This is a genomic window from Algibacter amylolyticus, from assembly GCF_014202225.1.
GTDB lineage: Bacteria > Bacteroidota > Bacteroidia > Flavobacteriales > Flavobacteriaceae > Algibacter_B > Algibacter_B amylolyticus.
In genome coordinates, this window is the sequence record NZ_JACHGE010000008.1 from 105314 (window position 1) to 120426 (window position 15113).

Genomic DNA, 15113 nt, shown 5'->3' on the forward strand with positions numbered 1-15113 from the left:
AACAGATGATTTTAGCTAAACCCTTCTAACTTTATCTATGCCGTTAATTTTTTTGAGTTTTTCTAATAGTTTTCTAATTATGGTATTATTCTTAACAACAACGTTAATTTTTCCTGAAAAAAGTCCCGCGTTAGTTTCAAAACTGATGCTTTTCATGTTTACATGCATGTTAGAAGATACTATTTTAGTAATATCGTTAACAAGCCCGATATGATCAATTCCTGTTAATTCAATTTTAACTAAAAACTCTTGCTGAGAGGAATCAATCCACTTAGCCTCCATGATTCTGTAAGAGTAATTAGATTGCAAGCTAACAGCGTTAGGGCAATTTTTTTTGTGCACTTTAATGCCTTCCTTTACGGTTAAAAACCCAAAAACACGATCGCCAGGTATTGGGTTACAACAATTTGCTATTTTGTAATCTAGTTTTTCTTCGTCTTTACCAAAAACAATAGAATCATATTTTAAAGTAATTTCTTGTTTTTCCAACTCCTCTTTCGAGATGGTTGTTTTTCTAGAAATTTTATTTTTAATATAACTCATTAAAGCATTGCTTCGTGACGAAGCATAGCTTTTTAACATGGTGTTATCTATAGAGCCAAGACCAATTCTGTAAAATAAATCGAGACTGGTTTTAAGCTTAAAGAAATTAACCATTTCATTAACGGAAGTTTCATCAAGCGTAATTTTTAATTGTTTTAATTTACGTCTTAGTATTTCTTTTCCGTCTTCGGCAATTATCTTTTTATCCTCCTTTAAAGCCGATTTAATTTTACTTCTGGCTCTAGCTGTTGTTGCATAATCTAACCAGTTGGGATTAGGTTTTACACTATCGGAAGTTAAAATATCAACCTGATCGCCACTATTTAAAACATGACTTAAAGGTTCGAGTTTACCATTTACTTTAGCGCCACGCGTTTTCATACCAACCTCGGTATGAATGCTAAAGGCAAAATCTAGAGCTGTTGCACCTTTTGGAAGCGATTTTAAATCTCCACCAGGAGTAAATACAAATATTTCTTTGGAGTAAAGGTTGAGTTTAAACTGCTCTACAAAATCTACAGCATTCATTTCTGGATTTTCCAATGCTTCTTGTAATCTGTTTATCCAGCTTTCTAAATTGTCTTCTTTCTCGCTACCTTGTTTGTATTTGTAGTGGGCCGCATAGCCTTTTTCGGCTATTTCATGCATGCGCTCACTACGTATTTGTACTTCTACCCAGCGTCCTTTAGGGCCCATTACAGTAATATGAAGGGCTTCATAACCAGTTGACTTTGGTGATGAAATCCAATCGCGTAATCGAATAGGGTTGGGCCTAAAGTGATCTGTTACTATGGAGTATATTTTCCAAGCAATAAACTTTTCATTCTGCGGGTCTGCGTCACATTTGTAAATAATTCGGATAGCAAACTTATCGTAGACTTCATCAAAAGTAACACCCTGGTTTATCATTTTCTTTCTAATAGAAAATATAGACTTGGGTCTTCCTTTTATATTATATCTTAAATTCTCTTTATCGAGTGAGTTTTTTATAACATCGCTAAACTGAGTTATATACTCGTCTTGTTCCTCTTTACTTTCTTTTATTTTATGAAGAATGTCGTCGTAAACCTCAGGTTCGGTATATTTTAATCCTAAATCTTCAAGTTCGGTTTTAATATTATATAAGCCAATTCTATGTGCTAATGGCGCATAAATATATAAGGTTTCAGATGCAATTTTAACTTGTTTATCCGGACGCATAGAGTCCATGGTTTGCATATTGTGAAGCCTATCTGCAATTTTTATAATAATAACCCTTACATCATCATTTAGGGTTAGTAGCATTTTACGAAAATTCTCTGCTTGTAAGGATACATCCATATCCTTTTCTTTACTTAAGGAGGATATTTTTGTTAGACCATCCACAATAGTTGCAATGGTTTTTCCGAACTTTTTTTCAATGTCCTTTATTTCATAATCTGGACTGTCTTCCACAACATCATGAAGTAAAGCCGCGGCAATAGAAGTTGCATCTAGCCCAATTTCTTGTGCTACAATTTTGGCCACAGCAATAGGGTGGAAAATATAAGCTTCTCCAGATTTTCTTCGTTGGTCTTTATGGCCGTCTAAAGCTACCTCAAAAGCACTACGAATTAGTTTTTTATCGTCGTCAGAAAGTGTGGTGTAACTAACTTTTAATAATTCCTTGTAGGCTTTGGCAATAGTAGCATTCTCTTTTTCTATAGCTTCCTCTGTCATAAATTAAAAGTAAGATAAAGAAAATTAATAGCCAACACCCAATATACTTTTTTTACTAATTTTTTTCTTTAAGAAGTTTTAAAAATTGGACTAGTTTAGTAACGGCTTTTCCGCGGTGTCCAATGCTGTTTTTTGTAGACAAATCCATTTCGGCAAACGTAATATTAAAGTTGTTTGGTTTAAAAATAGGATCGTATCCAAAACCTTTATCACCATGTTTAGAGGTTGTTATGCTTCCTTGGCATATTCCCGTGAACGTTTGTGTCTTATTATTTAAATTAAGCGCAACAACGGTTTTAAATTGCGCGTTTTTATTAGTTTTGTTTTGTAAAGCTTCTAGTAATTTATCCATATTGTTGTTGGCATCCTTTTGTTCTCCGGCATATCGTGCAGAATAAACTCCCGGAGCACCGTTTAAAGCTTCAACTTCTAGACCTGTATCGTCAGCAAAACAATCATAACCGTAATGGGTTTTTATATATTCTGCTTTTTGAATAGCATTACCTTCTATAGTGTTTTGTGTTTCAGGAATATCCTCGAAACATTCTATATCTTTTAAACTAAGTATTTTTATTTCAGAAGGAATTAAAGTTTGAACTTCTTTAACCTTATTTAAGTTGTTGGTTGCGAAAACGAGTTGCATATATAATTTTTTATACTTTCAAAAGTACTATTTATTGATTTTAAATAACAATGGAGGGTATTTATTTTTCTAAATAAAAATTTAGCACCATTTTATGATTTTTGTTTCTTTTTCTTATGTAAAAAACGTGTATATTGGGGTAATATTTAAACATTAAAAGAGAACGACTATGACAGTAAATTTTCAGTATGTAGGAGTGGATGTAAGTGAAACACTTTCATTATTCACAAAGGAGAAGTTAGAAAAATTGTTTAACAGATATGAGTTTTTAATAAATGCGGCTGTGCATTTTAAGCAAGATGATAAAGATCACGATAAAGGTAAAATTTGTAATATTGAATTAAGTTTACCAGGACCACGGATTTTTGCAACGTCGAACGAGCATAATTTTGAGGTATCGGTAAGAGAAACTATAAGCGATTTAGAGCGACAACTTAAAAAGCGCAAAGAGATATATAAAACACATTAGTGGTTAGTGGGAAGACCTTATAACCAAAAAAAAAGATGGCTGAAAATTAGTTTTAGTCATCTTTTTTTATTTAATTTTTTTAAGTCTGAGTAAGTACTGAAAACTGAGACCGCGACTGTCAATTTACCTATGGTGGTAAGGTTCGTTTTTTAAGATAGTGAAGCCTCTGTACAATTGCTCTATAAAAAATAAGCGAATCATTTGATGAGAAAACGTCATTTTAGATAAAGATAGTTTCCCGTTTGCTTTTTTATAAATGTCTTCAGAAAAACCATAAGGACCTCCAATAACAAATACAAGTCGTTTTATTCCGGAATTCATATATTTCTGTAAGTACGTTGAAAAAGCAACAGAATCGAGCTGTTTACCGTTTTCATCGAGTAATATTAGGGTGTCTGTAGGTTTAGTTTTGTTTAAAATGAGCTCGCCTTCTTTCTCTTTTTGTTGGGTTTCACTTAAGTTTTTAGAATTTTTTATATCCGGAATAACCTCTAAATTAAACTTTATGTAATGGCCCAAGCGTTTGGTGTAATCTTCTATTAAGGCCGTAAGTTGTTTGTTGTCGGTCTTACCAATTGTAATTAGTGTAATAGTCATTTAGTTGTAATCAATTAATAGTTTTTTGCTTAAAACAGTAAAGCAAGACCAAAAAAGTAAAGAATTGCTTAAATTCTAATTCAGTAGATTTTGGATCATTTTATTCAATAGACAAATTAAATATATTTTAAGTTAGAATCATAATGAGCTCATAATTGGTAACTTGAATTGCTAAAAACAATGATTTTTAAACTATTAGTTAATTCGAAATGTAAAAAAAAACATATATTCTTTATGAATAATACATTTAAATAAGAAAAAAATAGAAAATTCGTAATTGTAAAATTTAATTTAGTGAATCTATTTCTTATTTTTGCTCGGATTAACTAAAAAACTATTATGATAACACAAGAGCAGTTTGACACAGAAGTTAAGATGATTATTGAAAATGCCATTCGTGAAGATGTTGGAGATGGCGATCATAGTTCTTTGGCTTGTATTCCGGCAAACGCTAGAGGGAAAGCTAAACTTTTAGTTAAAGATAAAGGAATTATTGGTGGTGTTAATTTTGCCAAAAAGGTGTTTGCTTATGTTGATAAAAATCTAAAACTAGATGTTCGTATTGAAGATGGTACCGAGGTAACTTATGGAGATATCGTAATGTATGTTGAAGGGCCATCGCAATCTATTTTAAAAGCAGAGCGTACGGTATTAAACGCGATGCAACGTATGAGTGCGATTGCTACAAAAACTAGAATGTTTGTTGATTTGGTTGAAGGTACCAAAACTAGAATTTTAGATACAAGAAAAACAACTCCAGGTATTCGTGTGTTAGAAAAATGGGCTGTTAAAATTGGTGGTGGCGAAAATCATAGGTTTGCATTGTATGATATGATTATGCTTAAAGATAATCACATCGATTTTGCAGGAGGTATTACAAAAGCCATTGAAATGACTAAAGATTATTTGAACGAAACTAAAAGGGATCTTCAAATTATGGTCGAAGCCAGAGATTTATCTGAGGTTCAAGAAATTTTAAATAACGAAGGGGTTTATAGAATTTTGCTAGATAACTTTGATTATGAAGATACTAGAAAAGCTGTAAAGTTAATTGGAGATAAATGCCTTACGGAGTCTTCAGGTAATATTAACGAAACTACAATTAGACACTATGCCGAATGCGGTGTAAATTATATTTCATGTGGTGCTTTAACGCATTCTGTACACAATATGGATTTAAGTTTAAAGGCTATTAAGTAATTAACTTTTTTATTAACGTCTTTTACTTTTTAATTTTAATAACTTTGCTATATAGAATTATAACGCAATTTATTAATGTCCAAACCTCTTGATGAAAAACTCGATAAAATACCAGGTATTAATATTTTGGTACGGTTTTTTAAACAGATAAAACTTCCAGGACTTGAAGGGTTGTCATTTTACGATTTACTTGTGTTGTACATTACAGGTATTGTAAAAGGCGCTTTAACAACACGAGCTAGTGCTATAGCATTTAGCTTCTTTACTGCTATATTTCCTTTTTTATTATTTGTTTTAATTATTATCCCTTATGTTCCTATTGATGATTTTAAAATTGAATTTTTACAATTTCTAGAATCGTTTTTACCACCAAGTACCTCAGATTTTTTCTTTGAAAATATTTTCGAAAATATAGACCAGTCGCAACGTGGCGGGTTGTTATCTTCCGTTTTTGTGTTGTCGGTTGCATTAATGGCCAATGGTGTAAACGCCGTTTTTTCTGGATTCGAAAACTCGTATCACGAGCAATTAACTCGCAATGTATTTAAACAATATTTGTATGCCTTAGGTATAGCCTTAATATTAGCTTTTTTACTTATTTTTACCATTATTGTACTTGGATATATTCAAATATATGTAGTGCAAGAGTTGATAACTGCTTTCGAGGATAGAGGTTATCATGTAGATTCCGAAGGCGTATTTTGGACCAATGTGGTGCAGTATCTTTTCTTTGTGGTTATGGTATATATGGCAACAGCTACCTTGTATTATTTTGGAACAAGAGAAGGGCGCGAGTCTAAATTCTTTTCTATAGGAGCCATATTTACAACGTTACTTATTATATTAACGTCTTATTTGTTTGGTATTTATATTGAAAATTTTGGACAATACAACAAACTATATGGTTCTATTGGAGCGTTATTAATATTATTATTTTACCTGTGGCTTAACTCTAATATTTTATTGTTGGGTTACGAATTAAATGCCTCATTAAATAAACTTAGAAAAAGCTTTTAGTTATGAAGAATTGTATGTGTTTTATATTGTTTTATTGTTTGTCGCTAACGGTGCAATCTCAAGATATTTTAGGACAATGGAAAACGGTTGATGATGAAACGGGAGCGCATAAATGTATTGTGGATATTTATGAAGAAAACGGTAAGATTTTTGGTAAGGTTATAGAAATATTAGAGCCGTTTGATAAAAACACCTTGTGTCAAGATTGTGAAGGTGATAAAAAAGATAAACCAATTCTAGGCATGGTTATTATTAATGAGCTCGAAAAACAGGACGAATATTATAAAAACGGAACTATTTTCGATGCTGAAAATGGAAAAGAATATAAGTGCAGAATAAAGCTAATTGAGGAAACAGGAAAGCTTCAAGTTCGTGGTTATATTGCGTTTTTATACCTTACACAATATTGGATTCGTCATCAATAATTCATTTTTTTTTATAACATTAAACTATACGCCGTTTGCACTTTATAGACGTTATAATTCCTATACCGCTTCAAAAGCTATTTACGTATAGCATAACTGCTGCCGAGGCCGATTTTTTAAAAGTTGGCATGCGCGTAGCTGTTCCTTTTGGAAAATCTAAAATTTATACTGGCATTGTGTATGGCATTCATGAAAATGCGCCATCGGCATATGAGGCGAAAGATATTCAGCAAATATTAGATGAATCGCCTGTAGTAAATGAATACCAGTTAAAACTTTGGAATTGGATATCGGAGTATTATATGTGTACTTTGGGAGATGTTATGCGTGCTTCATTACCAAGTGCTTTTATTTTGGAAAGTGAAACTGTAATAGCCAAAAACAATGTTAAAACTATTGATGAGTCCATATTAAAAGATGATGAGTTTTTGGTTTACGAAGCATTGAACCATCAGTCGTCTTTAAAGATTCATGATATATCCAGTATTTTAGATAAAAAGAATGTACTTCCTGTAATTAAAAGGCTTATTGAGAAAGAGGCTATTACTGTAGAGGAAGAGGTTTACGAAAAGTATAAGCCAAAATTGGTACGTTATGTTAAGTTAGATACTCATTTTACTGCCGAGGTTGAGCTTCATAAATTGTTGGATGACTTGAGTAGAGCACCAAAACAACGGGATGTTGTTATGACGTTGTTTTCTATTTCTGCCAAAACTAAAAAGCCTGTAAAAGTAACCGATTTAACTACCGAAAGTGGGACGTCTAGCTCAATCATAAAATCTTTAATTGATAAAGGTGTACTTAAAGAATATTATATTCAAAGAGATAGAGTAGAGTATTCTGGTGAAGAAACCGAAGCTTCAAAACGACTTAATGAGTATCAAAAAACAGCCTTAACAGAAATAAAAGCGTCTTTTGAAAAACATCACGTTACCTTATTACATGGTGTAACATCGTCAGGTAAAACCGAGGTGTATGTAAAACTTATTGAAGATGTACTCCAACAAGGAAAGCAGGTTCTATATTTACTACCCGAAATAGCTTTAACAACACAGTTGGTTACAAGACTCCAAAATTACTTTGGCGAGCAGGTTGCTGTTTTTCATTCTAAATACTCAACGCACGAGCGTGTTGAGGTGTGGAATAATGTACTGCACAATTCCGCGAAAGCGAAAATAATATTAGGCGCACGCTCATCTATATTTTTACCTTTCGATAATTTGGGATTAATTATAGTGGATGAGGAGCATGAACAATCGTTTAAACAATTTGATCCTGCACCACGTTACCATGCGCGCGATACTGCTGTAGTTTTAGCGCACATGCACAAGGCTAAAACGCTGTTAGGTTCTGCTACTCCAAGTTTAGAAAGTTACTTTAATGCGCAGCAAAATAAATATGGGTTTGTTGAAATTACAAAGCGTTATAACGATGTTTTAATGCCCGATATTGAATTGGTAGATATTAAGGATAAGCTGAAAAAAAAGCGCATGAAAGGGCATTTTAGCGATAGGTTGATTGAGGAAATGCAGGAAACGCTAAGTGAAGGGCATCAAATTATATTATTTCAAAACCGGCGTGGATTCTCGCCAATTGTGGAGTGTAATACATGTGGGCACTCGCCGCAATGTCCTAATTGCGATGTAAGTTTAACCTACCATCAATATAGAAATCAATTGCGCTGCCATTATTGTGGTTATAATTCTGTTATGAAGCAAAATTGTGAGGCCTGTGGCGGTCAGGATTTAGACAATAAAGGTTTTGGCACTGAGCAAATAGAAGAAGAAGTGAAATTGCTTTTTCCTGAACATAAAGTAGCCCGAATGGATTTGGATACCACAAGAGGCAAATATGGTTACGAGAAAATAATTACTGCTTTAGAGCAACAAGAAATTGATATTCTGGTGGGCACTCAGATGCTAACCAAAGGTTTAGATTTTAGAAACGTAAAGCTGGTTGGTATTATGAATGCCGATAATATGCTTAATTTTCCAGATTTTAGAGCACACGAGCGTAGTTTTCAGCTTATGCAGCAAGTATCTGGTAGGGCAGGACGTACCGAAGAGCGTGGTAAGGTTTTAATACAGACGTATAATCCGTATCATAATATTTTGCAACAAGTATCTACCAATAATTATATAGAAATGTTTAAGGAGCAAATGAACGATCGCTATAATTTTAAATATCCGCCGGTTTACAAGCAGATAAAAATTACTTTAAAACATAAGGATTATAATAGGGTAGATACGGCATCTATTTGGTTTGCTAAGTCCTTAAGGCAGGTGTTTAAGGATAATGTGTTGGGGCCAGAGTCGCCACCGGTTGCTAGAATTAGAAATCAGTTTCATAAAAACATTTTGGTTAAAATCCCTAAACAACAATCGTTGGCAAAAACAAAAGAATCTATTATTAAAATTAATAACAGCTTTATGAGTGTAAAAGATTTTAGGTCGGTTAGGGTTATTCTAAATGTGGATAATTTTTAGTTATCTCTTAACAAATCTGTTTTTTTGGTTTTAGCCTGAGATTTAAAATAAAAGAAGCTATTATTAAAATTAATAATAGCTTCTTGATTATAAAAGGTTTTCCGTTTGTTAGGGTAGTTCTAAATGACGATAACTTTTAATGATATAGAAATTTGTAAACAAATTTTATAAATAATTCGTTCTAGACTAGTGTCCGGAATTCATTATAATTTTTTTAAAGACCTTAAATATTATTTAAGGCATCAACCAATTGGGTCTTTTTATTTCTACTTAACGGAATTTCGTAAGCGCCAACTTCAACATTTTTACTGTTAAATCTGTCAATCTTATCTAGATTCACGATGTAAGATTTATGAATTCTTAAAAATTTCCCTTCAGGTAATTCAGCTTCAAAAGATTTCATTGTAGAAAGTACTACTAAGCTGTTTTCTTCAGTAACAAGTTTTACATAATCACCAAGTGCTTCAATCCACTTAATGTCCTTAATATATACTTTACGTTTTTTAAGGTTACTTTTTACAAAAATATGTTCGCCTTCCTCTTCATTAAAGTCTAAAGTCAACCTATGTTGCTCTAAAGCTTTATCTACCGAGGTATTAAAACGTTCTCTTGTAATTGGTTTATGTAAATAATCGGTAGCATCATAGTTAAATGCTTTAAAAGCATACTCTGTTTTACCGGTTACAAAAATAATTTGGGGTTTGTTGTTTAATACGTCTAAAAGTTCAAATCCATTTAGCACTGGCATTTCAATGTCTAAAAAAATTAAGTCTACTTGATGCGTATTTAAACCATTTTTAGTTTCTAAAGCACTGCTGTACTCCGCTATTAAGTTAAGAGATGGGTGATTCTCGACTAACTTAACAATAGACAGACGTTGTATCGCTGAATCATCTACTACTACACAGTTTAAAGTCATAACATTTATATTATTTCGGTTAAGATATCGACAATAGTACGATTTTTTCGGTTAAAAACCAAAAAACATCGTTTAAATGCTTTTTTTAACATTTTGTTAACAAATAAAATAGTGCTTTTAATTGTTTCAAAAATAGGGAGTAATAATATTGTGTAATATATAGAATTTAATTATTTTTGCAGCCAATTTTTAACAATAAAAATAGATTTTTATGAATCATTATGAAACTGTTTTCATCTTAAATCCCGTTTTATCTGAAGATCAGATAAAGGAAACAGTAAAGAAATACGAAGATTTTCTTGTTTCTAACGGCGCTAAGATGGTATCAAAAGAAGATTGGGGGCTTAAAAAATTAGCTTACCCAATTCAAAACAAGAAAAGTGGCTTCTACCATTTATTTGAGTACACTGTACCCGGAGAAGTTATTACACCTTTAGAAGTTGAGTTTAGACGTGACGAGCGTTTTATGCGTTATTTAACGGTAGCGTTAGATAAACATGCTATTTCTTGGGCTGAGAGAAGAAGAGTTAAACTTAAACAAAAAGCTTAATTATGTCATCAATAGAACAACAATCAAAAGGAAAAAAAGACGGTGAAATTAGATATTTAACACCGCTTAATATTGATACAAACAAGACTAAGAAATATTGTATGTTTCAAAAGTCTGGAATTAAGTATGTAGATTACAAAGATCCAGATTTTTTAATGCGTTTTATTAACGAGCAAGGTAAAATTTTACCTCGTCGTTTAACAGGAACGTCATTAAAGTATCAAAGAAAAGTGGCTGTAGCTGTAAAAAGAGCACGTCATTTAGCATTAATGCCTTACGTAGGAGATTTATTAAAATAAAATACCGATAACAATGGAACTTATATTAAAACAAGACGTTGAAAATTTAGGATTTAAAGACGATGTTGTAACAGTTAAGAACGGTTATGGTAGAAACTTTTTAATTCCTCAAGGACAAGCGATTCTAGCTACAGTTTCTGCAAAGAAAGTTTTAGCAGAAAATTTAAAGCAACGTGCTTTTAAAGAAAAGAAAATAGTTGATGATGCTAATGTAATTGCAGAAGCAGTTAAAGCATTAGAAATTAAAATACCTGCTAAAGTTGGTACTGGAGACAAATTATTTGGATCTATAAACAACATTGATGTTGCTGCGGCTTTAGAAAAAGAAGGACAAACGATAGATAAAAAATTCATAACAGTTACTACTGTTAAGCGTTTAGGTAAATATACAGCAGTTGTACGTTTACACAGAGAAGTATCTGTTGATTTAGAATTTGAAGTTATTGCTCAAGCTTAATTAATTAACAAAAAGTTAATAAAAGCTTAAAATAAAGATAAGCCACTCTTACGAGTGGCTTTTTTTTGTGCTATTTTTGTTTGGAATAATTACTATGTGCGCATAATATTTATAGACTAACTCAAATAACGTATTCAAATGAAAAAAACAGCACTTACTTTCTTCTTACTGTGTTTTAGCGTTCTTGCATTTTCGCAGGTTACAACCTCTAACATAAAAGGATTAATTTTAGACGAAACTTCGCAGCCACTTCCTGGGGCAAACATTGTGGCTATCCATACACCTACGGGTACAAAGTATGGTGCGGCATCGAACATTGATGGTCGATTTAACTTGTTAAATTTAAGAATTGGTGGTCCTTACGCTATTAAAATATCTTTTGTAGGTTACAAGGAGCAATCATTTAATGATGTGTATTTAACTTTAGGAAAAACACAGAATATTGATATTGTTATGCAGGATGATAGCGAACAACTTGATGCTGTAGTTATTCAAGCTGGCCAAGGTACTGGTACTTTTGGTAGCGATAGAACAGGAGCCGAAACTAGTGTGGGCAGACGCGAATTAACCCGTTTACCAACTATTTCTAGATCGGCATCAGATTTTACAAGGTTAGAGCCTACTGCAAGTGGAAATTCATTTGGAGGTAGAAACGACCAGTTTAATAACTTCTCTTTAGATGGTGCTATTTTTAATAACCCATTTGGATTGGATTCTGCAACACCAGGTGGACAAACGGATTCGCAACCTGTTTCTTTAGATGCTATCGACCAAATTCAAGTATCTACAGCACCTTACGATGTTACACAATCTGGATTTACAGGAGCATCTGTAAACGCTGTTACAAAAAGTGGAACAAATGAGTTTCATGGAACTGTTTATGGGTTTACTAGAAATGAATCTTTAACAGGTAATAAGATAAAAGGAGAAGAGGTTGCAAGACCAGATTTAAACCAAACACAATATGGTGTTAGCATTGGAGGACCAATTGTAAAAAATAAATTATTCTTCTTTGCAAATTTTGAAAAAGATGAACGCGATGATTTAGGAACTAATGGCTGGACACCAAACACAGGTTCTGGTGGTATTAGTGAATCTAGAGTTTTAGAAAGCGATTTAATTGCAGTTAGAGATGCCTTATTGGCTGTTGGATACGATCCCGGAGCTTACCAAGGGTTTACACATTCGGCAAGATCTACTAAAGGTATTTTTAAATTAGACTGGAATATTAACGATAACAACCGTTTAGCGGTTATTTATAACTTCCTTAACGCTTCAAAAGAAAAGCCTGCGCATCCAACAGCTATAGCGTTTAGAGGGCCAAATGCTAATACATTACAATTTCAAAACTCTGGTTACGAAATTAATAATGAACTTAGATCTGTACAGTTAGAGTTAAATTCTACACTTTCAGAAACTTCAGCTAATAAATTACAAATCGGGTACACACATTTTAATGACTTTAGAAACCCATTTTCTACGCCAGCACCTTCTATTAATATAACCAAAGGAGGTTCAAACTACATTATTGCGGGACACGAACCATTTTCAGCGCATAATAGGTTAGACCAAAAAGTATTTCAATTTTCAGATAATTTAAACTTTTTTCAAGGCGACCATACTTTTACTGTAGGGTTTTCATTTGAAAAATTCGAATTTGATAACTCGTTTAATTTAACAAGCTACGGGTTTGATCTTTTTGGATCTGTTGATATTAATGATTTTGATGCTACAAGCTACGATTTTGCTTCACCACAAAATACATTTAATGCTAATAATGCGGTTCCTGATGGAGAAGGTTGGGCGCTAGCAGAAACTAATGTTGGGCAATTATCTTTCTATATGCAAGATGAATGGAACGTTACAGAAAAATTCAAATTAACATATGGTTTACGTTTTGATAAGCCTTTGTTTTTTGATTCTGCTCAAAAAGCACAGGATGTTATTGACAGAGGTTTTGTTTTACCAGGTGTACAATATGAAGATCCTAGCACAGGAGAATCTGTTACTATAGATAATACACAAATGCCAAATAGCGATTGGTTAGTATCACCAAGAATCGGGTTTAACTATGATGTTCATGGAGATGATACGTTCCAAATTCGTGGAGGTTCAGGGTTATTTACAGGGCGTTTTCCTTTTGTTTGGTTAGGTAATCAAATTGCTGCACCAGATGCATTTTTCCTGCAGGCTGTAGATCCAGATTATAAGTATCCTCAAGTTTGGCGTACTAATTTAGGTGTCGATAAAAAACTAGAAAGCGGATTAATTTTAACAGCAGATCTTTCATATACTAAAGATATAAATGGTGCTCATGTACAGCATTGGGGACTATCTACGCCATCAGGAACTTTACAAGGTGTGGATAATAGACCTATTTATACGGCTGCCGATATTCTTACTTTTGATGGGAACCCTGGAGATGGAGCATTTGTTTTTACAAATTCTGATAAAGGTAGAATTTGGAATGCTTCTTTAAAAGCTCAAAAAACGTTTCAAGGTGGTTTCTATACCATGTTAGCGTATAGCTACTTAAATTCTAAGGATGTAAACTCTATTGAAGCAGAAATTACAAGTGATGCTTTTGTTGGTAATCCTGCAGTTGGAAACGTTAATAACGATGTATTATCGTATTCTAAATATGGAGATACACACCGTTTTATTGGTGTTGCTAGTAAAAAGTGGAATTACGGAAATGATAAATGGGGAACAACTATTTCTACATTTTTTGAATATGCACAAGGAGGAAGATTTAACTACACTTATGGTGGCGATATAAATGGCGATGGTTCTGGATTAAACGATTTAATTTACATTCCAACTTCTGGAGATATTAGTCAAATGCAATTTTCTGGCGCAGGTGATGCAGCAGCATTGGAAAACTATATTCAGCAAGATGATTATTTAAACGGAAGACGAGGACAATATGCAGAACGTTATGGCGCTTTAGCACCTTGGAGAGGACGTTGGGATATTAAGTTTTTGCAAGATTATAATATTACGGTAGCTGGCGATAAAACAAATACCATTCAATTTAGTATTGATATCTTAAATTTTGGAAACTTATTAAATTCAGATTGGGGTATTATTCAACAACCAAACAATGTACAACCAATAGGTGTGAGTGTTGATGGTTCTGGAGTACCAACGTATTCGTTTAACGGCGATCAAGATTCTACGACATTTGGTTTCGATTCTAGTTTAGCTTCTAGATGGCAAGCTCAAGTAGGTTTACGTTATATTTTCTAAGAAAATAACATATATATTCTTAAATTTGCGCTCCTAATTAAGGGGCGCATTTTTTTTATTATGAAGTATAGTAGACTTACAAAAGAACAATTTGAAGAATTACACCAAGAATTCATCAACTTTTTAGCAACTCAATCTATAACAGCAGATGAGTGGACAAATTTAAAAGCCAATAAGCCGGATTTGGCTGAAATGGAATTAGATGTATTTAGCGATTTAATTTGGGAAGGTGCTTTAAATAAAGCAGAATATCTTGAGCATTTTGCACCACAACACATGTACTTGTTTCATTTGAAAGAAGATAAAATGCATGCTATTGTAGTTAACCTAAAAAATGATGTAGATATTACAACCCAAGAAGGCTATGATTGGTTGCGTGAAAATTTAATGGACGATAATGTCGAGTTTTTACAAGCCGATAAGGCATACTCCGATGATAAGAATGTAGATAAGTTTAAAATGATTGAACAAGGCGCTTCTATTACTAAAGGCGAATTGTATAAGTATTTTTATAAGCTTATAAATTAGCTGTAATACAAATTCAGTTTCTATTTAAGAGAC

The 15113-nt window shown here is 32.9% G+C and carries 14 protein-coding genes; 10 read left to right on the top strand and 4 right to left on the bottom strand.

The window, feature by feature from the left end; all coding sequences use genetic code 11:
* Nucleotides 1–15: 15 nt before the first annotated feature.
* Together HNQ90_RS14185 and HNQ90_RS14190 are read right to left on the bottom strand one after the other, a co-directional pair.
* Nucleotides 16–2241 carry a RelA/SpoT family protein gene (locus tag HNQ90_RS14185; protein ID WP_144117840.1) on the bottom strand — a complete coding sequence of 742 codons (2226 nt, stop codon included), beginning with the start codon at nt 2239–2241 and terminating at the stop codon, nt 16–18.
* 55 nt (nt 2242–2296) lie between these two features.
* Nucleotides 2297–2884, bottom strand: a complete 588-nt coding sequence (locus tag HNQ90_RS14190; protein ID WP_144117839.1) for a non-canonical purine NTP diphosphatase — start codon at nt 2882–2884, stop codon at nt 2297–2299.
* 169 nt (nt 2885–3053) lie between these two features.
* Here HNQ90_RS14190 and HNQ90_RS14195 point away from each other — a divergent pair, with 169 nt between their 5' ends.
* Nucleotides 3054–3353 carry an HPF/RaiA family ribosome-associated protein gene (locus HNQ90_RS14195; RefSeq protein WP_144117838.1) on the top strand — a complete coding sequence of 100 codons (300 nt, stop codon included), beginning with the start codon at nt 3054–3056 and terminating at the stop codon, nt 3351–3353.
* A gap of 123 nt (nt 3354–3476) precedes the next feature.
* Here the strand turns inward: HNQ90_RS14195 and rlmH are convergent, their stop codons facing one another.
* Nucleotides 3477–3950 carry a 23S rRNA (pseudouridine(1915)-N(3))-methyltransferase RlmH gene (gene rlmH, locus HNQ90_RS14200; protein WP_144117837.1) on the bottom strand — a complete coding sequence of 158 codons (474 nt, stop codon included), beginning with the start codon at nt 3948–3950 and terminating at the stop codon, nt 3477–3479.
* A gap of 339 nt (nt 3951–4289) precedes the next feature.
* On the opposite strand from rlmH, the gene nadC reads away from it, so the two are divergent.
* From nadC to priA, 4 genes are all read left to right on the top strand, one after another.
* A complete protein-coding gene (gene nadC, locus HNQ90_RS14205; protein WP_144117836.1) occupies nt 4290–5150 on the top strand; it encodes a carboxylating nicotinate-nucleotide diphosphorylase in 861 nt (286 codons plus the stop codon).
* 75 nt (nt 5151–5225) lie between these two features.
* Nucleotides 5226–6167: a YihY/virulence factor BrkB family protein gene (locus HNQ90_RS14210; protein WP_144117835.1), complete on the top strand. Its 942-nt coding sequence runs from the start codon at nt 5226–5228 to the stop codon at nt 6165–6167.
* 2 nt (nt 6168–6169) lie between these two features.
* Nucleotides 6170–6592 carry a DUF2147 domain-containing protein gene (locus HNQ90_RS14215; protein ID WP_144117834.1) on the top strand — a complete coding sequence of 141 codons (423 nt, stop codon included), beginning with the start codon at nt 6170–6172 and terminating at the stop codon, nt 6590–6592.
* A 35-nt stretch (nt 6593–6627) separates the two neighbouring features.
* Nucleotides 6628–9078, top strand: coding sequence for a replication restart helicase PriA (gene priA / locus HNQ90_RS14220; protein WP_144117833.1), 2451 nt, complete (start codon nt 6628–6630; stop codon nt 9076–9078).
* Between the two features lie 223 nt (nt 9079–9301).
* On the opposite strand, the gene HNQ90_RS14225 is transcribed toward priA, so the two are convergent.
* Nucleotides 9302–9997 carry a LytR/AlgR family response regulator transcription factor gene (locus HNQ90_RS14225; protein WP_019388305.1) on the bottom strand — a complete coding sequence of 232 codons (696 nt, stop codon included), beginning with the start codon at nt 9995–9997 and terminating at the stop codon, nt 9302–9304.
* A gap of 211 nt (nt 9998–10208) precedes the next feature.
* Between HNQ90_RS14225 and rpsF the strand changes: the two genes are divergently transcribed.
* The 5 genes from rpsF (at nt 10209) to HNQ90_RS14250 (ending at nt 15080) form a co-directional block, all read left to right on the top strand.
* Nucleotides 10209–10547: a 30S ribosomal protein S6 gene (rpsF, locus tag HNQ90_RS14230; protein WP_092853393.1), complete on the top strand. Its 339-nt coding sequence runs from the start codon at nt 10209–10211 to the stop codon at nt 10545–10547.
* Complete coding sequence (rpsR, locus tag HNQ90_RS14235) at nt 10547–10846, top strand: 30S ribosomal protein S18 (RefSeq protein ID WP_172625923.1); 300 nt, start codon at nt 10547–10549, stop codon at nt 10844–10846. The genes rpsF and rpsR overlap by 1 nt, the downstream gene beginning before the upstream one ends.
* Before the next feature lie 13 nt (nt 10847–10859).
* Nucleotides 10860–11303: a 50S ribosomal protein L9 gene (gene rplI / locus HNQ90_RS14240; RefSeq protein WP_144117831.1), complete on the top strand. Its 444-nt coding sequence runs from the start codon at nt 10860–10862 to the stop codon at nt 11301–11303.
* Between the two features lie 138 nt (nt 11304–11441).
* The gene (locus tag HNQ90_RS14245; RefSeq protein ID WP_144117830.1) at nt 11442–14552 is read left to right on the top strand and encodes a TonB-dependent receptor; all 3111 of its coding nucleotides are present in this window, start codon (nt 11442–11444) and stop codon (nt 14550–14552) included.
* A gap of 60 nt (nt 14553–14612) precedes the next feature.
* On the top strand, nt 14613–15080 hold the full coding sequence (locus HNQ90_RS14250) for a DUF6495 family protein (protein WP_144117829.1): 468 nt from the start codon (nt 14613–14615) through the stop codon (nt 15078–15080).
* Nucleotides 15081–15113 lie beyond the last annotated feature (33 nt).

What these genes read in the sequence shown, in the direction of transcription:
- HNQ90_RS14185 (WP_144117840.1), bottom strand. Translation starts at nt 2,241, where the DNA reads ATGACAGAGGAAGCTATAGAAAAAGAGAATGCTACTATTGCCAAAGCC.
- HNQ90_RS14190 (WP_144117839.1), bottom strand. Translation starts at nt 2,884, where the DNA reads ATGCAACTCGTTTTCGCAACCAACAACTTAAATAAGGTTAAAGAAGTT.
- HNQ90_RS14195 (WP_144117838.1), top strand. Translation starts at nt 3,054, where the DNA reads ATGACAGTAAATTTTCAGTATGTAGGAGTGGATGTAAGTGAAACACTT.
- rlmH (WP_144117837.1), bottom strand. Translation starts at nt 3,950, where the DNA reads ATGACTATTACACTAATTACAATTGGTAAGACCGACAACAAACAACTT.
- nadC (WP_144117836.1), top strand. Translation starts at nt 4,290, where the DNA reads ATGATAACACAAGAGCAGTTTGACACAGAAGTTAAGATGATTATTGAA.
- HNQ90_RS14210 (WP_144117835.1), top strand. Translation starts at nt 5,226, where the DNA reads ATGTCCAAACCTCTTGATGAAAAACTCGATAAAATACCAGGTATTAAT.
- HNQ90_RS14215 (WP_144117834.1), top strand. Translation starts at nt 6,170, where the DNA reads ATGAAGAATTGTATGTGTTTTATATTGTTTTATTGTTTGTCGCTAACG.
- HNQ90_RS14225 (WP_019388305.1), bottom strand. Translation starts at nt 9,997, where the DNA reads ATGACTTTAAACTGTGTAGTAGTAGATGATTCAGCGATACAACGTCTG.
- rpsF (WP_092853393.1), top strand. Translation starts at nt 10,209, where the DNA reads ATGAATCATTATGAAACTGTTTTCATCTTAAATCCCGTTTTATCTGAA.
- rplI (WP_144117831.1), top strand. Translation starts at nt 10,860, where the DNA reads ATGGAACTTATATTAAAACAAGACGTTGAAAATTTAGGATTTAAAGAC.
- HNQ90_RS14245 (WP_144117830.1), top strand. Translation starts at nt 11,442, where the DNA reads ATGAAAAAAACAGCACTTACTTTCTTCTTACTGTGTTTTAGCGTTCTT.
- HNQ90_RS14250 (WP_144117829.1), top strand. Translation starts at nt 14,613, where the DNA reads ATGAAGTATAGTAGACTTACAAAAGAACAATTTGAAGAATTACACCAA.